This is a genomic window from Bythopirellula goksoeyrii, from assembly GCF_008065115.1.
In the GTDB taxonomy this organism is placed as follows: Bacteria; Planctomycetota; Planctomycetia; order Pirellulales; family Lacipirellulaceae; genus Bythopirellula; species Bythopirellula goksoeyrii.
The window spans coordinates 2,882,414-2,908,705 of sequence record NZ_CP042913.1 but is presented as its reverse complement, the minus strand read 5'-3'; the positions used below and the strand labels follow the sequence as shown (position 1 = coordinate 2,908,705).

The following is a 26,292-nucleotide window of genomic DNA, read 5'->3' as shown; positions in this document are numbered from 1 at the left end:
GACCTTCCTTAAGAATCGAGTTATGAAAGTCCTGACTCATCTCGGACTCCACCGTTTTGACAAGAGCAATCGGTTTCTGTTCAAACGACGTTTATCAGAGCTCAAAGTTGGAGCTGTGAGTTGAAGTGCCCTACCCCGATGCACTGGAGGTCGACCCGTAGCTGGTGGGAGCGAATCCCAGAGCAGAGCGTTATCAGTATTGTCCATTCCTATCAACCGCTCAGCTAAGAAGCGCAACAATAGGACATCGGCTGCACAATAACGGATCAAGTGCTCGCGGGCTGCATGATCCTGCTTTGCTCTCCATTCTTGCCATAGCAGAATAGCATGCTCACCCGAAACATTATCAAGGTCGACAGGACGTGCGATTCCTTGTTTTCTAGCAATTTCTTTGATTCCGCCTACGAGACCACGTCGGTAGGCGATCCAGCGAAGATCAAGATGCGGACAAGGGAGCGATGGGATATGGAAAGCATCTAAGACGCGTGGCACATCAAACGTGCTCCCGTTAAATGAGACGAGGAGCTTGACTCGATCAAGCAACTCCAAGAAACCATCGAGGTTTTCATGCTCAACAAAAGTATTGAACTCTCCGCCATACCAAGTGACGATCACCGTGATCGGATCGGCAGAACTGAGTCCGAGAGTTTCAATATCGAAGAATGTGGTATCGGGAAAATAGTGAGCCAAAATTCGCCATTTATCCACAGGTGCTAATCGATCGATGAAATATTGGATATCGTCAAGCTCCAATGCGGCCTGACATCTCCGACATTCTTCCATCATAGTGTTGCGATAGGTTGCTGGAATCCGCTGGGGGAACTGCAAAACATCCTGCCATGTCTTGATACCTTCATCGTGCAGGTGCGCAAGGCGGACAGGACCGATACCAGAACAGTGCTGAAGTGCCTCGTTGATCAATGAATTCGCGTCCTCTTTTGCTTGAGGATGGAATTAGCCTTGCCTAGGCGGTTTCGCAATCGCTCCAAGTCCGCATCTGGTTCGGATACCGTGACGCCACTCAGCACGGGAACTTCATGAAACTTGACCTCCGGCAAGATAATCTCACCTGAAAGAAGCATTGCCAGCAAGCTTCGAGTACATGCGACAGATGCATTCGACTCGATAAGTAATTGCTCCATTTCAATCGATTCGATGCCTGGAGGTAGAGAGGTCACACAAGATGGACAGCCTGCCTCGCAACTGCAATCGTCGATGATCGTCTGGCAGAGCTCCAGTGCTTGGGTGAAGACCTCAAGAATCTTTTCGGCATAGCCTACCCCCCCTTCGATCGTATCGTAGAGATACAAGGCACTTTCCCATTCTCCCGGTCTCAGTTCCGTTAACGAGACATCGGTCTCAATGTTCTGAATATCACCAAGGCAGAGACTGGGGGCCGTTCGTTTCAGAATATAACTCAAACCATAGAGAGCAGCGCCTATGTGCCTCTTATCAATGCCCCCAATCGCTCTACACCAATCATCAGGCGCATGGAGGCTAAAGCCGGTCGTATCGTAGATAAATGGATCCAGCGTGATGGGACCATACCCAATATTCTCCAGGCTCCGCTCGCGGATTTTCTTGTAAAGCTTGGGCTGCCGATTGACATTTATCGATCCGAATTCCAGCTCAGTCCCATTAAGTTGCCGCCGGTCGTAAGACTCCGTTAAGGTGACGCGACTATCCCAAACCGCCTCGGTGTAATAGTCAACCTCCACAGGCTCCACGCGGCAGAGCTTTTGTTCAAGATCCAACTCCATCGACATATAACGCTTGCCAAGATGCTGATAGATGGCATCTTTGTACAATGTCCCTCGGGCACCGATGGGATCAAGTTCTCCAATCACTTCCGTGCCACAGTAGATATCCACGTTGAAGTCAGTCATGCCGCGCAGATTGACGCCTTTGGAAGGGTAATCACGCAAGGCATACCGGTAGTTGCCGTGGTATTCGACGAGAGTGTTGTCTTCCCTAAGTATTTCAAGTGCGGCAGGATATGCTGGCTCAGAAAATTGCGGTTCATCTTCCCTGAGCGGATGCTCATGTGCCGCACAAGGCAAATGCTGTAAGAGAATGTAAGGGTTGTCAGCACTCAGCCAGGCACGCTCGATCGGAGCCTGGGTGACAAACTCAGAGTGGTTTACCAGATACTGGTCAATTGGCGTATCCCGTGCGACATAGGCAATGACCGCTCGGTTACCTCGCCTACCAACGCGACCTGCCTGTTGCCAAAAGCTGGCCATCGAGCCAGGATGACCGCTGAGTATGCAAAGCTCCAAATCACCAATATCGATTCCGAGTTCCAATGCATTAGTGCTGATAATCGTATTCACCTTGCCGCTGGCCAAGTCTCTCTCCAATTGGCGTCGTTCGTTTGGCAATAGTCCGCCGCGATAGGGTTTGACCTTTTCACGCAGTTCGGGGTGTCCGTCAGTCACTGCTCGGCACAGTCGTTCAACTTGCTGGCGTGCCCGACAAAAACAGATGGTGCGGACTCCAAGTCGTGCCGCTTCTCGGATCAATGGAATACTGACCGAGCTTGTCCCCTTCCGATAAAGGCTATGGCCATGGCTTTGGACAACCGAAGGATTAATCATATATAGCTCGCGACGTGGCCGAGGGGCACCTTCGCTGCTTACGACCTGAAACGGTCGCTGGAGCAATGCCTCGACGTGCTCGCCAGGGTTCCCGATTGTTGCAGATGAGCAAACAAACGTGGGCCGACTTCCGTGCATTTCACATACTCTGAGCAAGCGCCTCATGACATTTGCCACATGCGAACCGAAAGCACCGCGATAGTTGTGGACCTCGTCGATGACAATGTAGCGAAGTCGTGAGAGAAAAGTGCGCCAGCGTCGATTGTGATTCGGAAGAATTCCCGAGTGAAGCATGTCGGGATTGGTGATCATAAAATCTGCTTGCGACTGAATGCGATTCCGCTCCTCGCGCGGGGTATCTCCATCGTAGGTGCCAAGTCGTGTGTTTGCTCCGCTTGCCGAAAGGAGTTTACCGAGGGTCCCTTCCTGATCGCGAGACAACGCCTTCGTAGGATAGAGCAGCATCGTTCCAAAGGGTGCCTCGCATTGCGTATAGTCATTGAGGATTGGCAGTAGGAAAGAAAGCGTCTTCCCGCTGGCAGTGCGTGAAACGAGAACCGTGTCCTTTCCCGAGCCAATCGAATCAAAGGCTTCGATCTGGTGAGAATAGAGCTGCTTGATCCCGGATTGTCGAAGAGCTGCAGCGAGCCTCGGTTCTAGTTGCGAGGGAAACTGGCTGTATTGACCGGAGATTGAATCAAGCGAAGTATGGGCAGCTATGTTCTGGGAAAACTGCCGATGCAAATACTCCGTAAGCGGGTCCGTAGGCATGCCTGACTCCATTCATGTCTTTGATGCTGAACATGTGTCTACAATGCAAAAGATAACCGATTCGGGCAGCTGGGAAAATATCCCTTTGAAAATTCCTCGTTTCCCCGGCCCTGGGCCGTTTTATCACGAGAAGGGCAGAGCGACTCAATATACATTCCCCGATTGCCACGACACCTGCCAAGTTCTGCGAGGCAGCGAGGTGCGTGTCTCAAAGATATAACGCTGCTACACAGTGATCAGTGGGCCCCGTTCATTGCATGATGTCACTTCTGACGATCAGGACGATTGTACTACGCCGATTGGCACCGCCGCGCATGCTCTGACTGATATCTACTTTGAAAAATTGACATTCCACTCGTTCGTACTTAGTGTGGAAAACTGGTAGCGAATACCATGTCGGTAGCCGACGCGGCGCTACTTTCTCCCCTCTATGCAAGTGGCTTTGCTTCAGCGCTTGTCAACTCTCGCCCAGCGTAACCGATGCAATTTGGTTTTTGCTACATTCCTGATTACTACGAAAGCCTGCATGGCTCATACTCCGCATGGTATCGGCGCCTCCTTCATGAATGGGGAACGGCCGATGCGCTGGGGTACGATGCCCTATGGATCGCTGAACATCGTTTGGCGGGCTACGGCTTCTGCTCCACGCCTGTGGTCGCGCAGGCGATTGCCGACCGCACTGAAAGGATTCGCATCGGAACGGCCGTCTCACTGATTACACAACGACACCCCGTACTCGCCGCAGAGGATTGGGCGACGGTTGATCTGTTGAGTAATGGTCGACTCAACTTTGGCATCGGTCGTGGCATACTTGCCTATGACTTTGCGGCTGTGGGCGTCCCGTCGAGCGAATCCCGCGAACGATTCCAAGAAGCTTGGGAAGTGATCCGCCGACTCTGGTCGGAAAAACAAGTTACCCACAATGGCAAATATTGGTCGTTCGAAGACCACACGCTAGGTCCGCGGCCGCTGCAACAGCCGACTCCGCCGGTCTACGTCGCTTGCATCGCCACTCCGGAGTCGTACCAATGGGCCGGTGAAAATGGTTGCCATTTGATGGTTGCACCGTTTCTTCTTAAGTCGACCGCGCAACAGGCTGAATACCTCGACCTCTACCGCGAATCACTCACCAAGGCGGGACACGACGTCCGCGATTTTCAAATCCTTGGCAACTACCATCTCGCTCTTTTCGAAGATGAACAGCAATCCGAACAAGTGGATGGCCACATTTTTCAGTATCTCAACTTCCTCAACTCCGTTCAAACCAACCAGAAGCAGCATCTCGACTCCAAACATTATGCGGCTTACGAGTCGGGTGAAACGCTCTGGAAAGATGCCCAAGAACTCCGCGACAATCGAGCAGTCGTCGGTACTCCCCAGCAATGCATCGACCGAATTGGTGAGCTTTCATCAGCCTGTGGACTCACAGGTTGGATGTTCCACATCAACTATGGCGGCGTACCCCACGAGCGGGTCATCGATCAGATGACATTGTTCGCCGAAGAAGTGATGCCGACTTTCAAGACAATTCCTCAAGCGAAGAGGCCTGAAATCCATGTCCGACGTCAATCGATTCCTCTCTCATCAGCCGCACCAGAGTTCACTACAGCCGCCCGAGCTCGCCGAATCACTGAGCTGGCCACCAGCTACACACGCTCGTGCGTTCTGTTTGCCGCCAATAAATTGGATTTATTCACCTTGATCGGCAAGGAAACAAAAACATCGATCGATGTTGGGCGACAACTTGGCACCAATTCCCGCAGTATCGAACGACTGCTTGACGCATGCACCAGCCTGGAATTATTGAGCAAAGAGAATGGCGAGTATCGTCTCACCGCCGAAAGCCGTGAAATGCTCGACCGCAATTCTCCCAACTGCATCGCCGATTGGATCGCCCACTGGGCGGACATGATGATGAAGGGCAATTGGCAGCATCTGGCCGAACATGTTCAGTCGGGGAAACCCCTAGATTTGGACTGGAGCGATTTCGCATTCGATAGCAGACGCCCCTCGATACAAAACTGGATTGATGGGATGCACCAGATGGCAATGGCAGGGCATGCCGATATTTTGAGTACCGTCGAACCTCTTCATGGGGCAGCCACACTACTCGATGTCGGCGGCGGTCCGGGAACTTATAGCATTGTCATGTGTCGCCACTATCCCGAGTTGCAAGCTACGATACTCGACTCGACGGAAGTAAGCGATGTTGCCTGCGAAATTGTCCGGCGCGAAGGCCTCGACGAACGGGTCCACTTCCGCATCGGCGACTTCTGCACAGCGGATTTACAAGAAACCTACGACGTGATCATGCTTTCCAACGTGTTGCACATGGTCGACAAGCCGGGTGCTATGGCCATGCTGAAGAACGCACATAGGCACCTGTCCCCGCAAGGGGTGCTGCTGGTGCAAGAATGGATGGTCTCAGACGAAGGAACGGACTCCACTCTCTCCACGCTTTTCAACATCCATATGTTGATTAATCCCAACGGCGACCTATATCGCTGGGACCAGCTACAGCAAATGATCGAACGCGCTGGTTTCGCGGTTACAAAAACCCTGGAGACTGGCGGCGTTTACGATGTCCTCGTCGCCAAGAAATCTCAGCCATGAATACAAAAGCACAAGTGCTAGTCGTCGGCGCTGGCGCAGCAGGGATGTCTGCTGCGATTGCCGCTTCTCGTGCTGGAGCAGAAGTAAAACTCGTTGAGAGGATGCCTGGTCCCGGTGGCACGGTGGCAAATGCCCTCATCCATACGCTCGGCGGGATTTATGACGCCAATAAGCAATTACTCAACGGCGGTCTTCCGGCGGAGCTTGCAGACCGGCTGTTCAGAGCGAGTGCTCTCACGCGTGTTCGCCGCATAGGTAAATTGCAATGCCTTAACCTCTGCCCGCAAGTTTATCGTCAAGTCGTTGAGGAGTGGCTCGCCGAAGAAACTCGCATTGAACACATCTACAATGCAAGCATTACTCAGGTGAAGGTCCAAGGCGAGTATGTCGCTGTGTGCAAAGTGAAATGGGGGGACACCGTTGTCACTTTCAGTCCGACAGCGGTTATCGACACCACCGGCACCGCTGAAGTTGTGCGGCTGATTGGGTCCCAATACGTGCACGATGACGACCAACGGGCCGCGGGAGGACTTATGTTTCGGCTGCGTAATGTGAAACCGAACACGCTGGCATTCCCCAAGAGCATCACACTGGTAGAAAAACTTCGCGAAGCAGCGCGACAGGGCAGGTTGCCAGCGTCCTGCGAGCACGCCTGGCTTGACCAGGGAGCATTCGACGACGAGATCTTTGTCAAACTGTTTGTCCCTTTGCCAAAAGATTGGCGAAATTCTGACCAACTCTCCCTACTGACACGGCAATCACTCAAGGTTCAATCACAAGTTCTTGAACTGTTGCGCAGCTGGCCCGAGTTCGCCGAATCGCAACTCACCGAAACCGGTGCCCTAGGCATCCGTGATGGGGGTCGGATTCGTGGCAATTACTATCTCACTGAGGAAGATGTCCGCGCTTGCCGTCGCTTCGACGATGCGGCGTGCCGTTGCTGTTGGCCGATCGAATACTGGCACCCCACGCAAGGCCTGCAGCTTGAATATCTCCCCCCTGGCAGTTCCTATGAAATTCCCCTCCGGTCGCTCAAAGTGAGCGGCCTCGAAAACGTCTGGTCGGCGGGCAAATGCCTCTCTGCCGACCACAAAGCCCAGTCTTCTGCTCGGGTCGTCGGCCAATGCTGGGCCATGGGTGAAGCCGTGGGCAAGGCTGCATCAACCCAAATCGTCTCCAACGCGTTGACACACGATTTCGCTCCTAACGATCCAAGCTCCTAGCAGATTTCTCATCTCCCGCATGTTACTATGGAAGATATAGACCCCTTGCATTGACTTACTAACTATGACGAATCTCTACCAAGTCCTGAAAGCTACTGCCGAGCGGCAGCCCGCAAACATTGCGGTCTCCGACTGCGAGAATTGTAGCACCGTGACTTATGCGCAATTACTGGGTCGAGTGGACGGTTTGGCCAAACGTTTCCGGGCAGCCGGTATCGTCCCAGGCGATTGCGTGGGTCTGCATGTGGCCAGTGGCCTCAACTACATCATCCGCACGTACGCCCTCTGGAAACTTGGCGCGTGTGTCGTGCCGATTCCGTTGGAACTTGCTCCGCGCGAGAAACGTCAAGTCTGCCAGCGGATCGCGATCGACACGATTGTCTCGAGCGATCGATCTGTTGGTTTTCTCAGTGGCATCGACGCCCATGAAATTGCCCGAGTTGGGTCATGCCGCATCATCCGCATGACTCCCCTTCGACAGCACCCCACCGACTTTACCTCGGTCAATGCAGCGTTTATCCGTTTCAGTTCTGGCACGACGGGTGCTGCCAAAGGCGTGGTGCTTTCTCACGAAACGATTTTCGACCGCGTCCATGCTGCTAATGCTGGATTAGAATTGACGCCCGACGACCGGGTTGTGTGGCTGCTTTCAATGTCCTATCACTTTGCCGTGTCAATTGTCGCGTATCTCACCTTTGGAGCGACTATCATATTGCATAAGCGCGCCATCGACTTGGGTCGTGCGCTGGTGGAAGACGCAGCAGGACAACGTGGGACCGTCATCTACGGCAGTCCCTCGCACTACGAGTTGATGGCTCGTGACCGTAGCGGACGGGAACTGCCAGACTTGCGACTTGCCATATCGACGGCAACCGCTCTTTCTGCAGACACAGCCCGAGCTTTCCACGAGCGATTCGATGTGCCGCTCACACAGGCCTACGGGATCATCGAGATCGGCTTGCCTTGCATTAACCTCTGCCACGCGGGTGAGAAACTGGATTCTGTAGGGCAGCCACAACCAAGTTTTGGAGTGCGTCTAGTGAACCGCGACGATGCAGGGGGCATGAGCAGCATCGGTTTTCGCGGCAAGGGATTCTTGGACGCCTACTACGATCCTTGGCAACCTCGAAGTGAAATCATGCAGGACGGCTGGTTCTACACGGGCGACCTGGGTGAGATGGACGAAGAAGGCTCGCTGTACATTCGTGGCCGCGCAAGTGAGATGATCAATGTCGGCGGAATGAAATTTTTCCCCCGTGAAGTAGAAGAAGTTCTCAACACGCACCCGGCAATCGAGGAAGCTGTTGTTTTCGCTGCACGAAAAGGGAACGCACGCGAGTTTGCTTGCGCACAAGTCGTTCCTCGTGCCGAGGCGCGAGTGATCCCTACCCCCGTTGAGCTACGGCAATTCTGTGCCAAGCGGCTCGCCCATTTCAAAGTCCCTCAAGAGGTTGAATTCGTTGCCTCACTTGAACGAACGGCTAGCGGCAAGATCATTCGCTCGGCCGTTGTCCGAGAAATCCAGGCCAGCTGACGCAATTGGCGAAATCTATTTAGACTCGGAAAGCTGGCAAGCACTATGAGCCTCAATCTCGGGAATTGGCAACTCGATACCGTTAACGGAGGGATGTTTCGACTCGATGGCGGCGTGATGTTCGGTGTCGTGCCGCAGCAGATTTGGAAACATGTTGCCCTACCTGACGCTCAGAATCGTATCCTCTGTGCAAACCATTGCGTGCTGGCCCGCGATGGCAAACACACGGTCTTGGTAGACACCGGCTATGGCGGGAAGTATGCACCATTGGACCGCAAATTCTACGACATGGAACCGGGCGATCCTTTGGCAACTAGTCTCGCAAAGCTTGGTGTGGCAACGGAAGAAGTAGATTTTGTCGTCTTCAGCCATCTACACTTCGACCATGTAGGCGGGGCCATACGCCATGACGCAGACAAGCAACCCACACTCAGTTTCCCCAATGCCCAGCATGTCGTGAGTCGGGTCGAGTGGGAGAATGCATCGAGCGGATTACCAGAATTGGTAACTGCGTACTCCCACCAAGATGTCATGTCGCTCCGCGAACTTGCCCGTTTGCGTCTGGTTGAAGACGGTGAAGAGATTGTTCCCGGGCTGACAACACGACTTACTGGCGGGCACACCGAAGGCCATCTCAGCTTCCTGTTTCGCTCCAATGGCCAAACGGCTTGCTATCCTGGAGACATTTGTCCGTCGACGTACCATCTGCGCCGCATGTGGCATTTGTCCTACGATGTGTTCCCACTCGACACTCGCCGCAATAAGCCCCAGCTATTGGCTGATGCAGCCGAGGGCCAGTGGTGGATGCTTTGGAATCACGATCCCACCGCCGTCATAAGTCGCGTCGTCAGTGATCCAAAGCGTGAATATGTCGCCATCGACACGAACAAATCACTCTAGTTTCTCACGAGCCTCCCTTGAATACACCGCCCTATTATTCCCGCTACAACAGGCTTATCTGTGCCGTTGCATTTTGCTTGTTGCCCCTGCTGTTGTACGGAGCCGTTGGCGCATTCCGGTCCAATACGAATAACGTTCTCGACTGGCTTCCTGCGGACTTTCCAGAAACTCAGCGATTGTACGAATTCGTCGAGCGGTTTGGCAGTGACGAGATTCTCATCATCAGCTGGGACGGTTGCACACTTGACGACGAACGACTCGACGGCGTCGCCACTGACCTTGTAAAGACGATCACCGCTCCGACCGGCGATCGAGTGGATGTTTTCCGCCGTGTATTTACTGGAAGGCAAACACTTGATGAGTTGACCGCAGAACCCCTGGAACTACCACGTGACAAGGCTATCGAGCGAATGCGAGGCTGGCTGGTGGGCCCCGATGGGGAAACCACCTGTGCCTTGGCACTCATCACCGAAATTGGCTCAATGCATCGCACCGAATCGCTGCAGTTCGTGCGCGAAGTATTGGAGTCCAACGGCATCGCCTGGGAAGACGCCCATCTCGGCGGACCTACGGCCAACGCCGTTGCTATCGACCATGCAAGCAGCACTCGGATTGGCGAAATGACGCTCGCCTCATGCTTATTGGGGCTTCTGGTCGCTTGGCGTTTCTTGAAATCGTGGCGGCTTGTATCTATTGTGATGCTGACTGCCGTCTTCGCCTGGAGCGGGGCACTTTCGCTTGTGTACCTTAGCGGCACCAATATGGACGCCGTACTCTTGTTGATGCCTGCCCTGGTATTCGTGCTAGCTGTATGTGGCGCGATTCATTTCACAAATTACTATGTCGACGCCCTCGAAGAATCCGATACTCACGAGCAAGCGTTAGCAACGGCCATGCGCCGTGGTTGGCTACCCTGTGTGTTGGCTGAGGTCACCACTGCCTTTGGGCTTGGGTCACTACTCGTGAGCGAGTTGGTACCGGTACGAAAGTTTGGTTTTTTCTCATCGGTGTCAATGGGACTGATTATCTTCGCAGTCCTTGTGCTTTGGCCAGCTTTTTCTAGCATCTGGCCTCCGCGAACCACGGATAAACATACCAAAGCGATCCCTTCGCAATGGTGGCGATCCCTGCATGCGATTGCAACAAAGCACCCAAACACGTGGCTCATTCTGTTCGTTCTTATGGTTCCCATCTGTGGATACGGTATCTCAAAGTTGCGAACCTCAGCGCAAATTGGAGACTTGATATCCCCCAGCTCTCCTGCAATTCAAAGCTACGAATGGCTACAAGAGCATATCGGCTCACTCACTCCTGTTGAAGTGGAACTTCGCTTTGAGCGTACCCAGGACGACGACGCATTGGAGTTTCTCAAGCGGGCCGAGATCGTCGAACGACTCCGTCAGCAAATCATTGAGTCTTCTGAAGTCGATGGCGCAATTGCTGCCACGACTTTCGCGCCTCCTTTGCCCCAAGCCGAAGGAGCACGAAACATCTTGATGCGACGAGTAATCGGTACTCGCTTGGAGAAACATCGCGACCGTTTGGAGGAGTTGCAGTTTCTCCATACAAGCGACGACACCCAGGACTGGCGAATCAGCACACGAGTCAATTCGCTAAACCTAGAATACGACGAATTCCTTGCCGATCTCAATCGATTGATCCACAAGGAACTTAACAAAGACAGCACGTCCGACGTGAACGTCGTCGCGAATGTCTGTGGTGGTGTGCCTCTGATTTACATGGCACAGGAACAACTCCTCAAAGACCTAATCAAGAGTTTTATGACGGCATTCTTTCTAGTTGGCCTTACCATGGTCGTACTCAATAGAAGCCTCATCGGAGGAATACTCTCTGTCATTCCCAACGTATTCCCCGTGCTGGCTGCGTTTGGCGTGATGGGGCTCATGGATTGGCCAATCGACATCGGCACAGTGATGACTGCCAGCGTGGCCATGGGAATCTGCGATGATGACACGTGGCATTTTCTGGTCTGGTTTCGCCGAGGCTTTCAACGTTACGGTACCACATCGAAAGGAGTGGAGTTTGCCTTCCAGCATTGCGCCACTGCGATGCTTGAGACATCAATCATCTGCGGAGTTGGCCTCTTGGTTTTCATTGCAAGCCCGTTCATTCCGATCGCCCGTTTTGGAGCGGTAATGTCGATCATGTTGGTGCTAGGTTTGATAGGAGATTTGGTCTTACTGCCCGCCGCTTTGTGCAGTTCATTGGGAAGCAAAATGGGGGAGAAATTAGCCGCTATAGGTGAAGAAGAAATCGTAACCCCTACAGCCGGACTTTCTTCTTAAATACCACACCCACCCCAGTTTACGTAAATTGACTATTCTGCTATTTTGATCATAATCGAGGTTTCGCCAGTAGCACTTTCGAGTGCGTTCGCATTACTTACGGGCTGAGACATGGGTTATTTTCTACTGACAGGTTCCACCGGATTGGTAGGGCGTTATCTGGTTCGAGAACTGCTCGAATCGGGCCACAACTTGGCGGTTGTAGTGCGCGCTTCCAAGCTTGAAACGGCAAGCGAACGCTTCGATGCAGTTATGCGGTACTGGGAGGCCGAACTTGGCTACGCACTTCCGCGGCCTGTCGTCTTGGACGGCAATCTTACCACCCCCGGTTTAGGACTTTCCGACGAAGATCGACGCTGCATCGCTACCCATTGCAATGGGGTGATTCACGTTGGAGCGAGCATGGTCTTCCGTGAAGATCAACATGGTGAACCTTTCCGTACCAATGTTGGCGGCATGGAAAACATGCTCCAGTTTTGCCGCGAGGTGGGAATAAGGCGTTTTCACCATGTATCGACCGCCTACATCTGCGGTCTCCGCAATGGGCGAATTCTAGAATCAGAAGTTGATCTGGGCCAGGAGCTAGGCAACGTATACGAACAGTCCAAGCTCCGTGCCGAGAAGCTAGTTCGTGAGGCCGACTTCGACTCCCTGACCGTTTATCGCCCAGCGAGTGTCGTGGGCGACTATCATACTGGTTTCGTCACAACGACACACGGATTCTACCTCCCGTTGCAACTGGCACATATCGTGGCCGACAAGATCTATGTCGGCGACATGAACGAGCGATTCATGGGGCTCTTGGGACTTGCTGGCAACGAAGGGAAGAACCTTGTTCCCGTGGATTGGCTTGCCAAGACGATTGGCTCAATCGTCTCGAGCCCTGGGCTTCACAACCAGACTTATCACCTCGCGTCGCCAAAACCTGTTGCCGTTGCCACGATACAGCGCATCATTCAACAGGCAATCGAGACATATCACCCAAAAGCCCTACGTGCGCCAGGGAATGTTGATCTCTCGACTTATGAATCACTCTTTCACGAATACATGAAGGTTTATCAATCGCACTGGCGTGACGATCCTAAATTCGACATCACAAATACAGTCACGGCCTTGCCCGAGTTGCCTTGCCCTCTAATGGACGAGGCGGCGCTTATGCGGATCGCCCGCTTTCCTATTGAACGAAACTTCAATCTGACTTCCTTCAAGCGACTCGAACCAGCTTTCGATGTCGCTCAGTCCTTGCGAGCCAAGTCACTTAAGCAAGGCCTACAGGTGCCTGGAGCGAGGTCTTGCAATTTCCTGGTCAATGGACCAGGTGGCGGACAATGGCAGATATTGCTTAACGACGACCAACTCAGCGGCATAGAGCGTGGACTCGGCAACCAGGAAGTCAACAAGTGCACTATGAATTCGGCGACGTTCTGTTTGTTGCGGAACGGCAAATTGACGGTCTCTGATTCGATTAGCGCAGGGAGGATTGTGCTCGAGGGCAATGCCCAAGATCGCAAATCACTTACCACCGCGTTGGAGAAGTTTGTGTCAGTTTAACTGACTTATTTACTAAAGCATCAAACAAGGAATGGATTCTGAAAACCATGAAAGTGTGAGCAAACGGTGTCTACTACGCCCTCTACTCCACAGCCTGAAAGCATCCCTATCGCAATTGTTGGTATGGCATGCAAACTGCCAGGCGCAGACAATCTAGAGCAATATTGGCAACTCTTGAGCGAAGGCCGTAGCGCGGTTGTCGAGTTACCCAACGACCGACTTGATCGGGAACTCTACTTCGATCCCAAGGTGGGCGAACTCGGCAAATGCTATTCAAAACTCGGAGCGCTCATCTCTAGTCGAGAATTCAATCACCAGAATTGTCCAATCCCGGAGTCTCTCGTCCAAGCTGCAGATCCGGTACATCTACTCATGTGCGAAGTAGCTGGCACAGCACTTTCTCACGCAGGCTACGATCCGTTTGAGATACCAGAAAGCGTTCGCAATTGCGGCGTGTTTATCGGCCATGCACAGGGAAGCGACCTCGCAGGCGACTATACCTATCATACGTGTATCGAAGAGGCCGCCGACTTCTTGCGTGAGAGCGAAGAATTCCAGAAGCTCTCAGCGGCAGACCAACAAGAGATTGTCGGCGAACTCATTGCCGATGTACGCAGTCGCAAACCTAAGATCTCACTCGAATCCCCAGACGTATCTGCTTCGATGGTTGCCGGCACTATCGCGAAGGCATTCAACCTCACCGGTCCTTATGGAGCGATCAATTCCGCCTGTGCTTCCTCATTGCAATCGATCTTATTAGCTGTTCGTGCGCTCCAATTGGGACGCATTGACATGGCGATTGCCGGTGGAGCGAGTGACTGCAAGGGCGACTCCCTCGTCTTGTTTGCTGCTGCACGGGCGATGAGTTCAACCGGTAGCCGTCCCTTCGACTCCGAAGCTGACGGGCTCGTCGTTGGAGAAGGATATGCAGCGGTTGTCCTCAAAACACTCGATCGTGCTTTGGCTGACGGCGACAACATTCAAGCCGTCGTCCGTGGCCTGGGTGTTTCGTCCGACGGCAAAGGAAAGAGCCTTTGGGCGCCCCGCAAAGAAGGTCAGGTGGAGGCGATGAAGCGGGCCTATCGAGCAGGGCCTGACATCTCAAACCTGCAGTATATCGAAGCCCACTCGACTGCCACGCAACTCGGCGATGCAACTGAACTCAATACGCTCACTGAAATCCTCTCGAAACACTTTCCTCCAGGCAAGAAAATCCCCGTGACCAGTGTGAAGGCGAACATTGGTCATTCGTTAGAGACCGCCGGTATCGCCAGTGTCATCAAGGCCGTGCTTTGCATGCGCGCAGGCGTGATTCCCCCAGCGATCAACATCCAACATCTCAATCCAAAGATCGATTGGGAGACTGCGCCGATCTACGTTCCAACCGCTGCCGCGCCCTGGTCAGCACCTGCCGATGGTTCACCACGACTCGCGGGTATCAATGCCTTTGGCATTGGTGGGCTCAATATGCATGTCGCGATCGAAGAGTTTACCGAAGCAAGTCGCAAGCTCGCGGCACCGGCATTAAAACCGACTGATATAGACACCGTGGCCGTAGTAGGCATGGGTTGTATCCTGCCAGGCGCCGCCAACATTGAGGAATATTGGCAACTACTCACTTCAGGAAGAGACCCCAAGACACCAGCACCCGCCGATCGACTACGTTACGATTTACTCCCTCCGAGTAACGGTGAGAATGTGACTGCACCCCCTCTGGGCGGTTTCATTCACGGTTTTGAATACGATTGGCGTCGCCATAAGGTACCGCCTAAGCAAATCGCCCAGGCCGATCCACTGCAGTTTATGCTTCTCGAAGCGGCAGACCAGGCGCTCATTGATGCCGGCTACGACAAGAAACCATTTGATCGTGGCCAGGTTGGAGTGCTCGTAGGCACAGAGTTCGGTGGCGATTTTTCGTTCCAACTTCAAATGGGCCTTCGTCTGCCAGACATGAAACGCGTGATTGGGCGAAGTCTCTTCCAGCGGAACCTCTCTGCTGAGCAATCTCAACTGGTCACCGACCAATTCACAAGCGCGCTGCTGAAACGCTGGCCAGCGCTGATCGACGAAACGGGCAGTTTCAGCACGAGTTCTCTCGCCTCTCGCACTGGAAAGACGTGGAATCTCATGGGTGGGGCGGCCGCATTGGACGCGGGCGAAGCCTCTTCGCTCATGGCAGTCGGGATCAGTATCGATATGCTACTGGCAGGCGACTGCGACATGATGATTTGCGCAGCCGGTCAACGCCGCATGGGTCTGCCTGAGTATGAGGGTCTTGCCATGGGTGGCGTCCTCTCCACGGGTACCGGCGCCCCGACAGCCCTCGACGCCCGTGGCAACGGCTTCATTCCCGGAGAAGGAGTTGGCGTTGTACTTCTCAAACGATTGTCCGATGCTCGTCGGGATGGTGACAATATCCGAGCGATTATTCGAGGAGTTGGAGCCGCGCATCTGAAGTCCGGCCAAGAAGCACTTGAAATGGCACTAGAGCGATCGTTCCAAACAAGCGGTGAGAGTCCAGACAAAGTAACGGTGATCGAGATCGACTCGCTTTCGCGGAAAATGGCCGATGAGCAACTTCAAGCTATCTCGACTGTTCAGAATCAAACTACCCGTCGCCAGCCGCTCGTCGTTGGCTCAGCAGCAAGTCTGGTTGGTTTCTCACACGGTGCATCAGGCATGTCTTCCCTTCTCAAGGCGATACTCGAACTTGAGCACGGTCAAGTTGCTGCCACCTTCGGTGTAGAAGTTCCTGCTACGGTTCCCTCTGAACGTGCCAACATGATGCGAATCGCGAATGAGACAATCGACGTATCACAAGCCATGGGTGATGGTGCGTCCATGGCTTCAATTGTCTCTTGCGGACGCGGGATGGCGTACCATTTGATTTGCGATTCTGGATCGACCGCCGACGTTCAGCGGCAGACAAACGAAGTCGCACTCAACGCAGCACCCGCTTCGGCTGAACCGATGGCCGAGCATTCTTCGGGCGCATCATCCACAGAGCTCGAAGCGTTTCTCATTAATTTCGTTGTCGAGCAAACTGGCTATCCAGCCGAGGTGGTGGAACTCGACGCCGATCTTGAAGCGGATCTGGGCATCGACAGCATCAAGAAAGCCCAGCTTTTCGGCGAACTCCAAGAATACTTTGATGTGACTCCCGATGAGAATCTCACACTTGACGATTTCCCGACTCTGCGGCACGTCGTGAAGTTCCTAGAACGTTCAACAGACAGGTCCAGCAGTCCGGCTCCCGACCCTGCACCGACTCAGACAGTAACGTCAACCCCATCTCGAATTGCTGAACCCGCGCCAAGCGCGCCGACTGCGGCTCCCGGACCCACTCATGCTCAACCTGTCGAAAACAATTGGCGAATCATTCGATTCGGTGCGGATTCTCTTGAAGATCTACAAAGACAACTAACTGCAGAAACTGGCAATAGTTTTGACACGAGCCCAAGTTCTTTTGCGAGTCAGCATAGTTCGCGAGTGGCTATCGTAGCTGATAGTAGAGAAACGCTCCTCAAACGAGTTCAACTGGCCAACTCACAACTCAATAACCCCTCAGGGCTGGCCGCGCTGGAGCGTCAAGGCATCTACTTCTGTACCTCACTCGAAGTCACACGGCCACGAATTGCTTTTCTATTCCCTGGCCAAGGTTCGCAATACGATGGGATGCTGCGAAGCCTCGTCGAATCGCACTCCGCAGCGGCAAACGCCCATCGAGAGGTCGAGCAGGCTTTGGCGGAAATCGGATCCCCTAGCTTTGCTCAAATGGCTTGGAATGGGAAAGGCATGTTGGGCAGCGATGCATGGGCCACCCAAGCTTCGATGATGGCCGCCAGCCATATCGTTAATTCCGTCCTACGTGCTGAAGGAATCAATCCTGAAATTGTTGCGGGACATAGCTACGGCGAATACTCTGCTCTGGTCGCCACCGGTGCGTGGAATCTCGCTACAGCATTCCGCGTCACGCAGGCGCGTTGTGCGGGGATCGATGCATGCAAGAGCGCCCGGGGTGGGCTTGTCGCGACTTCCGCCACGCCAGCGCAAGTCCATAAACTTTTTGCCGGGGCAGGACACGATGTGCATGTCGCAATCAGTAATGCTCCCACACAGACGGTTATCGGTGGCAGTGACGAGCAGCTTGAAATTGCCGTCAAACGTCTGGAGCAAGCCGGCCATCAGGCCCGCAAGTTGCCGGTGCCTTTTCCTTTTCACACTCCGTTGATGGCCGACTCTTGCGGATCTTTAAGCGATGCCCTTCGTCACGCCGAAATCAAACGACCTATCGTCTCCACTTTCAGCCTTGTGACCAACCGCGAGATCACCAGCGCCGACGACATCCGCGCGAATCTCGAAGCTCACATGACCCGGCCACAGCTGTATGCCGCCGCAGTGCAGTCACTTGCCGAGGAACGGCCAACAGTTTTTGTCGAGGTCGGTCCCCAACAAACTCTCACTCGCCTCAATGAACAGATTCTCACCGGAGCGCAGGCTCGCTTCATCGCCAGCGACAATCCTAAGGGTTCAGTACTAGAACAGATCTGCCGTGTACGTGCTCACTTGGAATGCTGCGGTGCGCTCGACGAGCAACCTGTCGAGGTGCCTACCGTCCAGAATGCAATGCACAATGAAATCGTCCACTTCGATGCCACCCTGCGACGTACTGAGAAAATGCGACGGGCTGCCTCCAGCGAGAAAACACCCGTAGCGACTCCATCCTCAACGCAGGATCCGAACGAACTTCTTTCCCACGCCCTCTTGTGGAATCCCAACGGCCAAAACGGTCATGGTGATTCTAGTGGCAGGTCAAATGGCGATACGAATGGCCACTCAAACGGCCATTCCAATGGAAGTAGTACCGTCAAACCAGCGGAAGTCTCAGAACCTCGTACTTCGGATATGTGGCAAGTGGGAGAAGGGTTCGCTGTCGAGACTCAACTCGCCTCTCAGCCTGTCGAGAGCGCAGTTCAAGTCATGGAAGCTCCCGATGCTAGCTCAAGTGTCGATTCGAGTGATCTGGAAGCATTTCTAATAAATTTCGTAGTTGAGCAGACCGGCTATCCGCCGGAAGTGGTCGAACTCGATGCCGACTTGGAAGCCGACCTGGGGATCGACAGTATCAAGAAAGCCCAGTTATTTGGCGAATTACAAGAGTATTTCGATGTCACACCAGACGAGAATCTCACACTTGACGATTTCCCAACTCTGCGACATGTAGTCGACTTCCTGGCACGGACTACAACCACGTCCACCCCGGTACCTACTGCAACTCCCGCCTACGAGGCAGCGTCCCCAGAACCCGCAGAAGTCACGCCAACTCCTACTTCCAATACAAGCACTGCGGAGCTGGAAGCATTCCTAGTGAACTTTGTCGTCGAGCAAACCGGCTACCCACCCGAGCTCGTCGAACTCGATGCCGACTTGGAAGCCGATCTGGGTATCGACAGCATCAAAAAAGCCCAGCTTTTCGGCGAGCTGCAAGAGTATTTCGATGTCACGCCAGATGAGAATCTCACTCTCGACGATTTCCCGACTTTGCGTCACGTGGTCGATTTCCTCGCACGAACTACGACCTCGTCCGCGCCATCGGAGAATGCCACCTACGACACGCCAACTACACCGGCACCTATGCCTGAGCCCCCTGTGGCCAGCATGGCTGCTCTACCTGCCGCTGCTCCAACTCCACCTACGACCGAGTCCAGTTCCAACACTGCCGAACTCGAAGCGTTCCTCGTCAACTTTGTCGTTGAGCAGACTGGCTATCCGGCCGATCTGGTCGAACTTGATGCCGACTTGGAAGCGGATCTGGGAATCGACAGCATCAAGAAGGCCCAGCTATTCGGCGAGCTCCAGGAGTATTTCGACGTCACTCCAGATGAAAACCTAACGCTCGACGATTTCCCAACATTGCGGCATGTGGTCTCGTATTTGACCAACAACTTGGCCCCCACTCCCGCCACGGAAGAATCTTTCGATAGCTCGGCACCAGCATTCGTCGCACCTACTCCCGTAGTGCCTACTCCAGAGCCAGCGGGAGTCGCTCCCGTTGTGCAAACGGCCGGGCAATCGAAGGTCACAGTTGCCCACTCCAACGAGGCAATTCGCACAATGCTGCTTGCCGGTTCTGCCTACGAAATGGGTGTCAAGCATGGTCAGTCGTTCGGCTCAGAGATTCGTCGCGCGTTGTATCGCTTAGCAGACATGGCAACATCCGAAGTGGCCTCTTCATGGACAAAGTTTGCCGGGGAACCCGAACAGACTTTCACAGAAGATCAGTTGGCAGAACTGGAAGGCATTGCCGATGCTATTCAGGTACCGGTAGCGAACATTGTCGCCCTCAACCTGGCGATGCTTGCAGAACTCGGCAGTTCTTCGATTCAGTTCGCTGTGGAAGTCGAGCGTAACGGAAGAACTGTCCGCCACGGTCTTCGCGACGAGAGGCCTCAGGGCTCAAGACTAGCCGATTGTCTAGTGCCAGTTGTTCAAATTCGCCAGCCGAAGAATGGCTTTGCTTCTATCTCCGTCACGTACGCCGGCTGTGCTGGCGCACTATCCGGGCTCAATGCCAAAGGACTTGCTGTGACTAGCGGTATGATTCTTGGCACCAACCAGAGCACACCGCAACGGCATCCTCTGCTCACGCAGCTACTACTGTCCGAGGCGGCCGATGTACCGTCCGCCCTTGCCCAACTGCAAGAAGCCTCTCAATCAAACTCATGGAATATGGTGCTAAGTGCCGCCGACCGTTTGCCAACTTGCATTGAATGTACCGGTGGATCTCTAGAGATCATCGAAGACAAGCTCGTCGTGGCTGCCAATCACAGCAAGCATGTGGGCGCGATTGCCGGCACTTCTGCTGATCGTCTGAAAGCTATGCAACGCTTTCTTACCGGATCGTCGTATTCCACCGAAGAATTGCAGATGGGGCTTACCGGCTACGGAGTACAAACTGACCACCAACTATGCGTACTCATCGACCATAATACTGGCGAGTTGGGCATATACAGTGGCGTCGCCCACGAGCCAATTGAGAAAGAATTCGCTCGCTTTAGTCTCGATGACTTTCAAAACGCCGCGACCACGTCAAAGGAAGCAAAACCGAAAAGTCCCGAATTCGCAGTGAAGCCATACGACTTAGGTGATGAGCCTGGTATGGCCGAACGTTTTGTGATGCGACTAGTCGATATCGCATGGCCTCCCGACGCAACTGAAATGCCCACCCTGAACGGCCCGGCACTGGTGATTGGAGATAATCCGTCCGCCGATGCCCTCTCTGAGAAGCTGGAAAATGCGGGGGCTAAAGTTCACCGACTCAAATCACTCGCATCTCGCCAAGCTGCCGTTGATACTCTGGAACAACTTTGTGATGACCAGCCGGTCATGCACCTATTCCTGATGTCATCGCGTGACACCAAGGGCGACGATTATTTCGACACTGCCACTTGGCAGCGCAACTACGAATCACAAGTTCTGGCGCCATTTTTCCTCTGCCAGCGCTGGGTACAACTGGCATCCGCAGGGCAATGGCTCGACAAGTGTACGCTCGTTGCTCTCGCCAACTGTACTGGAGATTTCGGCTTCTGCGGAGACGCGCCCTTGCCATTTACTGGTGCACTCACGGGGCTGGTCAAAGCGCTCTATCTCGAAGTGAACCACATGGGAGGCAATCGCTCGTTCCTCGCCAAAGCCATCGATTTCCCAGCTGACGAGGCACCCTACCAAATAGCCCGATTCATCTGCGGTGAGCTGGCAGTCCGTACACCTGACTACGAGGTCTCGTATGTCCACGGCGCACGTTATCTTCAACTGGCAATTCCTCGTGAAGCCGATGCTCAGGAGATGCCTGAAAATCCTCCTCATGGCAACTGGATTGTTACCGGAGGAGCGCGTGGTATCACAGCCGAATGTGCCATGGAGCTTGGACGCCGATTTGGCGTGAAGTTACATCTCTTAGGTACCAGTTCTGTGCCTAAGATCGACCCCGCTTGGCGCAATCTCGACGAAGCCGGCCGTGCTGCCCTGCGTAGTGAAACCATCTTGCATGCTCGCGAGACGAATGACAAACCTAACGAAGCCTGGGACCGTGTCCAGAAGCAAATTGAAATTGACCAAAACTTGCGTGCATTTGCCGACGCGGGACTCGACATTACGTATCACACTTGCAACGTAGCCGACCGTGCTGTCTTAAGTCGTGTTCTCGAATCAATTCGCCGCGAGCATGGCCCCATCGAGGGGATTCTTCATGGTGCAGGAATCGAACGGTCCTGCCGACTGGAAAAGAAACGACCTGAAGACGTGCAGGCCACCTTCGATTCAAAAGTCCTCGGCGCATGGAATCTCATGCAGCTTACTCGCGAGGATCCCATCGGCTACTTCATTGGTTTTGGCTCTGTCAGCGGACGCTTCGGCAGCAACGGCCAAGTCGATTACTGCATGGCAAGTGACATGCTTTGCAAGCTCGTCTCATGGTACGGCAACCAGCGTCCTTCCTGCCATGCAGTAGGTTTCCACTGGCATCCGTGGGATGAAGTCGGCATGGCGTACCGACCGGAAACCCGTTCTGCTTTGCAGAACACGACGGGACTCAAACTCATGCCAAAGAGGGAAGGTCTCCGGCAGTTCTTGCGAGAACTCTACGCCGAAAAGTCCGATAGCGAGGTCCTCGTTACTGACCGTGCCTACCACAATCGCTTTTATCCCAAACATGTCGAAGCGATCGCTGAGGATTTCCGCACCGATAAGCGCATCGAGTATCTCACTCGCAAGCCTCGGCAGATTGCCTCGCGTCATGTACTCCGCATGACCCCAGCTCCATTGTCCACAGTTTCTCCAGAAGAACCGGGAATCACGGGCCCCGCCTTCATCCTCGGTGACAACGCCGACGCATTGGCTTTACGCGACAAACTCACTTCCAAAGGCATCACGGTGCATGTACTTCCCGTCAATGACGACTCGGAAACCACAATTGCCGCCTTAGAATCCGCTTGGAAATCACAACCGGCTCGAAACTTGTTCCTGCTTACTGCCCGTGACACCGACGCCAGCGATTTCCAAACTGCTGAGACATTCCGCCGACGTATGCAACGAGGCGTCTATTTGCCGTTTCAATTGACGCAGCGATGGTTCCAGTTAGTCTCCGAATTACCGTTCAACGAACCGGCGAATCTCGTGGCAGTTACCTCTCTGGGTGGTGACTTTGGCTTCAAGGACCAAGCGAAAGCACCCGAGAGCGGCGCACTCTGTGGCTTGCTAAAGAGCGTCTATGTCGAAGACTCCCGGCACAAGCACAGCCGGTTTCGCGTGAAAGTAATAGACAGCCCTGCGGAGGAAACACCTACCGATCTCGCCACTGCGATTTGCGCTGAACTTGCCTCTGACGCGCCCGAAGTAGAAGTTTCCTGGTCACGTGGCAATCGACAGACTGTAACGATCTACACCGCTCCAATCGAAGAACTTCCGAAACGTGATGTACCCTTTGGCGGTGCGTGGGTTGTCACGGGGGGTGGTCGAGGAATCACCTCCTATGCTGCGTGTATGCTTGCTCGACGCTATGGACTCAAGATCCACATGATTGGCAAGAGTCCCGCGCCCGACAAGACAGCCCCCTGGCTGACATGCAGTGAAGAAGAGGTGAAGAAATACAAGGCCGCAATCGTCCGCGAGGCTATTGCTGCCGGACGATCACCTGAAGAGGATTGGGGCCGCATCCGCAAGGCTCGTGAAATCGAAATAGTTCTCGGTAAATACGCCGAGGCTGGTGTCGAAACCCACTACCATAGTTGCGACATTACCGATGAAGCCTCTCTTGAGAAGGTATTAGACGAAATCCGTCGTATAGATGGACCCATTCAAGGAGTCATCCACGGAGCCGGGTATGCCAAAGCGGCCCGTTTTGAGAGTCGTGTCGGTGATCGCCTTCGTCTCACATTCGGTCCCAAAGCCGACGGAACTGCGGCACTCATGCGCCTGACAATGAAGGATCCTTTGCGGTACTTCCTAGCATTTGGTTCCTTGAGCGGACGCTATGGAGGAAATGGGCTGAGTGATTACTCGGCAGCCAACGAAATGCTTGCCAAGATGTGCGACTGGTACCGTAAGCAGCGTCCCGATTGTGCCACCACCTGTTTCCACTGGCAAACTTGGGATCGCTTCGGCATGGCGTTGCTCGCCGATGCCGTCGACATCACCAAGAGTTCTTTCAAGATGGAGTTTATGCAGCCCGAGGAAGGTATCGAGCACATGATTGAGGAAATCCGCGCTGGTGCTCCTGAATCCGAGGTCCTCATCGCCGACGACTATTTCGAAAAGTCGTTCTATCCCTATTCGATTATGTGTGCCGACCCTCCATCATCGGTTTCTCCTACTGCTCAACCCCAACCATCGACAAGCCCTGATACAGACCGCCCTTTGATTGACTCGCTCGATACGAACCCCGATGGTTCTGGCCTCGCGAAAGTCACATTTGATCCCACTCACGATCCCTTCCTTGTCGAACATCTATTAAAGCAGCGCCCGTTCCTGCCGGGTGTGATCGGATTGGAAACCGTCTTGGAAGCGGCAGTCCTCTCTCAACCAGACCAACAAATCGCCGAAGTCCGCGACGTCGAAATCATCAACGGCCTTATGTTCCGTACCGACGACCCAATTGCAACGAAAGTCCATCTTTCCATCAACGGGAATGCGGTCGAAACGCAGCTCACCAGCGAGTTCCGCAATCGTGCCGGCCAGGTCATTGATCCAAACCGAGTTCATGTCCGAGCCGCGGTATACTTTGGCACCCCCGCTCCACTGGCTCCTTCTACGGCAAGTAAACCCGCCTTAGGGATGCATCCCTTTGCCTATTCTGACGACTCCCTGATCTATCATGGCTCTCGACTGCGATGCCTAAAAAGCTACGGAATTCAGTACGAGGGTGGCTGGGGTGAAATTGTCGCTCCCCCGTTGGCCGAACTAGCCGGTCCACGTTCCGATTCCGGGTGGATTCTACCCACCGCGGTGCTTGATGCCTGCTTAGTCTGCTGCGGTAGTTTCTTGTTCCTCCAATTCGGTGGTGCCCTAGAAGTGCCGCACGGCTTCGAGCAGATGCGCTGGGCACGCCAGCCTCATCCGGACGAAGTCTGCATGGTACGTTACCTTTTCCGATCTCGCGACGCCCGGCACAGCAAGTTCGACTTTACGCTCTACGGAGTCGATGGAACTCCTATTCTTGAAACCATAGGATACCGTACGATTCGTGTCGGAGGCGAAACCTCATGATCGTCTCCGCCCAATGCGATCTCCGCTACGCGCCGTTTTCCGATTTGCAGCTTCAAAGAAGTACCACTGGTACGGACTGGCTTTCACAGGACGAACTCGAATCGTGGCGCACTTTTCGTTCGGATGTCCGCCGCAACACTTTTCTTGCCGGCCGCATCCTCGCGAAACGACTGTTGCGGGCTCAGCACTGTACGGCATGGTTTACGGCTCCATCACAGATAACGATCTGCAGCAACAATGTTTCGTCGGGAGTTCGACCCTATATCAAGTTTGGAGAAAATCGACTTGGATATTCGTTGTCGATATCGCACACGTGCGACGCTGTACTCGTGGGTGGTACCAATCGATCCGGAGTCTCCGTAGGGGTCGATCTGGTCGAGATGCGATCTCTGAGTGCAGGGTTCGAAAGGAGTTGGCTCACAGATACCGAAATCGCGTTGCTGCACAAAAACAAAGACCATCTGACCGTCGCCGATATCTGGGCGATGAAAGAGGCTGTCTATAAGGCCGTTCACAACGGCGAATCTTTTGCACCGCGCAACGTCGAGATCTGTCCAGAACCTGATGGCATCATCGTTTTCTACCGTGGCAAAGACATTAGCGATCGTTGCAAGGTGCGCGTTTGGCGATTCCGAGGGCAGATAGCTGCCGTCGCCACCTATCAGCGACTCGACAAATTGCCTAAATCGCATTTCGACAATCATGATGCACTCGTAACTATTCCTTCGACTTCTGTACCACAAACTCTTTCGAGAAACGAACTATGATCGACCTAACCGGAAACGTAGCTCTCGTGACCGGCAGCTCCCGTGGCATCGGCGCTACTTGTGCTATGCGATTGGCAGAGGCTGGTGCCGATATTGTCCTCAATTACTGCACCTCTCGTACAGCCGCCGACAAAGTGGCCGAACAAATCCAAGCACTCGGCAGGCGTGTCGCGGTAGTGAAAGCTGATGTCTCGGAGCGGGACGACATCGAATCGCTCATCGAATTCATCGAGGACCACTTTGGGCGGCTCGACATAGTCGTCTCGAACGCCGCTTCTGGCGGATTCCGCTCGATGATGTCGATCACCCCTACAAATTTCGTCGGCACCATGAAAACGAACGTCCTCGCCATGATTCAACTGGTACAAGTCGCATCACGACTCTTGGAAAAGTCGCCAGGGCGAGCAAAAGTGATCGGGCTTTCCAGTCACGGGGCGAATATGGCAGTTCCAATGTATGGCTGCGTCGGTGGCTCCAAGGCGGCATTGGAAAGCTTCGCGCGCCACTTGGCACTTGAACTCGGTGATCGTGGAATCAATGTCAATATAGTTCGAGCTGGTTTGGTAGCTACCGACTCCACCTCGAATCTTCCCTACGCCGACATGATGTTCGAAGGGCGTAAGTGGCGCAGTATGACTGGCGATCGCTTTGTTGAGAAAGAAGATGTCGCTAATGCGGTGCTGTTCCTGGCAAGCCCTTTGAGCGACATGGTTCAGGGGGAAACCCTTACTGTCGACTGCGGCGCGCAAGTCCATGTATAAACCGTGA

Annotated in this window: 11 protein-coding genes; 9 read left to right on the top strand and 2 right to left on the bottom strand. The window is 53.9% G+C overall.

Translation table 11 applies throughout. The features are described 5' to 3' along the window. Nucleotides 1-36: 36 nt before the first annotated feature. Nucleotides 37-921, bottom strand: a complete 885-nt coding sequence (locus tag Pr1d_RS11460; RefSeq protein WP_148073653.1) for a ribonuclease H-like domain-containing protein — start codon at nt 919-921, stop codon at nt 37-39. Then, nucleotides 918-3,368 (bottom strand): DEAD/DEAH box helicase, encoded by a 2,451-nt coding sequence (locus tag Pr1d_RS11455; protein ID WP_168205184.1) that lies wholly within the window; start codon nt 3,366-3,368, stop codon nt 918-920. Before Pr1d_RS11455 ends, Pr1d_RS11460 begins: the two co-directional genes overlap by 4 nt. Nucleotides 3,369-3,848: 480 nt before the next feature. Between Pr1d_RS11455 and Pr1d_RS11450 the strand changes: the two genes are divergently transcribed. The 9 genes from Pr1d_RS11450 to Pr1d_RS11410 all read left to right on the top strand — a co-directional run bounded on the left by Pr1d_RS11450 (nt 3,849) and on the right by Pr1d_RS11410 (nt 26,285). Beyond that, nucleotides 3,849-5,981, top strand: coding sequence for an LLM class flavin-dependent oxidoreductase (locus Pr1d_RS11450; RefSeq protein ID WP_148073651.1), 2,133 nt, complete (start codon nt 3,849-3,851; stop codon nt 5,979-5,981). Then, nucleotides 5,978-7,204, top strand: a complete 1,227-nt coding sequence (locus Pr1d_RS11445; RefSeq protein ID WP_148073650.1) for an FAD-dependent oxidoreductase — start codon at nt 5,978-5,980, stop codon at nt 7,202-7,204. The genes Pr1d_RS11450 and Pr1d_RS11445 overlap by 4 nt, the downstream gene beginning before the upstream one ends. A gap of 64 nt (nt 7,205-7,268) precedes the next feature. Continuing rightward, nucleotides 7,269-8,738 carry a class I adenylate-forming enzyme family protein gene (locus Pr1d_RS11440; RefSeq protein ID WP_148073649.1) on the top strand — a complete coding sequence of 490 codons (1,470 nt, stop codon included), beginning with the start codon at nt 7,269-7,271 and terminating at the stop codon, nt 8,736-8,738. 45 nt (nt 8,739-8,783) lie between these two features. Further along, nucleotides 8,784-9,638: an MBL fold metallo-hydrolase gene (locus Pr1d_RS11435; protein ID WP_148073648.1), complete on the top strand. Its 855-nt coding sequence runs from the start codon at nt 8,784-8,786 to the stop codon at nt 9,636-9,638. Nucleotides 9,639-9,655: 17 nt separating this feature from the next. Next, nucleotides 9,656-11,944: an efflux RND transporter permease subunit gene (locus Pr1d_RS11430; RefSeq protein ID WP_148073647.1), complete on the top strand. Its 2,289-nt coding sequence runs from the start codon at nt 9,656-9,658 to the stop codon at nt 11,942-11,944. 111 nt (nt 11,945-12,055) lie between these two features. Continuing rightward, a complete protein-coding gene (locus Pr1d_RS11425; protein ID WP_148073646.1) occupies nt 12,056-13,495 on the top strand; it encodes an SDR family oxidoreductase in 1,440 nt (479 codons plus the stop codon). A gap of 66 nt (nt 13,496-13,561) precedes the next feature. Beyond that, complete coding sequence (locus Pr1d_RS11420; RefSeq protein ID WP_261343814.1) at nt 13,562-24,757, top strand: type I polyketide synthase; 11,196 nt, start codon at nt 13,562-13,564, stop codon at nt 24,755-24,757. Beyond that, nucleotides 24,754-25,524, top strand: a complete 771-nt coding sequence (locus Pr1d_RS11415) for a 4'-phosphopantetheinyl transferase family protein (protein WP_148073644.1) — start codon at nt 24,754-24,756, stop codon at nt 25,522-25,524. The genes Pr1d_RS11420 and Pr1d_RS11415 overlap by 4 nt, the downstream gene beginning before the upstream one ends. Next, entirely contained in the window at nt 25,521-26,285 is a 765-nt protein-coding gene (locus Pr1d_RS11410; protein ID WP_148073643.1) for an SDR family oxidoreductase, read from the top strand. Before Pr1d_RS11415 ends, Pr1d_RS11410 begins: the two co-directional genes overlap by 4 nt. Nucleotides 26,286-26,292 lie beyond the last annotated feature (7 nt).

Bases quoted from the DNA above. Each gene is read 5' to 3' on its own strand.
- Pr1d_RS11410 (WP_148073643.1), top strand. From the start codon at position 25,521: ATGATCGACCTAACCGGAAACGTAGCTCTCGTGACCGGCAGCTCCCGT.
- Pr1d_RS11425 (WP_148073646.1), top strand. From the start codon at position 12,056: ATGGGTTATTTTCTACTGACAGGTTCCACCGGATTGGTAGGGCGTTAT.
- Pr1d_RS11455 (WP_168205184.1), bottom strand. From the start codon at position 3,368: ATGCCTACGGACCCGCTTACGGAGTATTTGCATCGGCAGTTTTCCCAG.
- Pr1d_RS11440 (WP_148073649.1), top strand. From the start codon at position 7,269: ATGACGAATCTCTACCAAGTCCTGAAAGCTACTGCCGAGCGGCAGCCC.
- Pr1d_RS11450 (WP_148073651.1), top strand. From the start codon at position 3,849: ATGCAATTTGGTTTTTGCTACATTCCTGATTACTACGAAAGCCTGCAT.
- Pr1d_RS11435 (WP_148073648.1), top strand. From the start codon at position 8,784: ATGAGCCTCAATCTCGGGAATTGGCAACTCGATACCGTTAACGGAGGG.
- Pr1d_RS11415 (WP_148073644.1), top strand. From the start codon at position 24,754: ATGATCGTCTCCGCCCAATGCGATCTCCGCTACGCGCCGTTTTCCGAT.
- Pr1d_RS11445 (WP_148073650.1), top strand. From the start codon at position 5,978: ATGAATACAAAAGCACAAGTGCTAGTCGTCGGCGCTGGCGCAGCAGGG.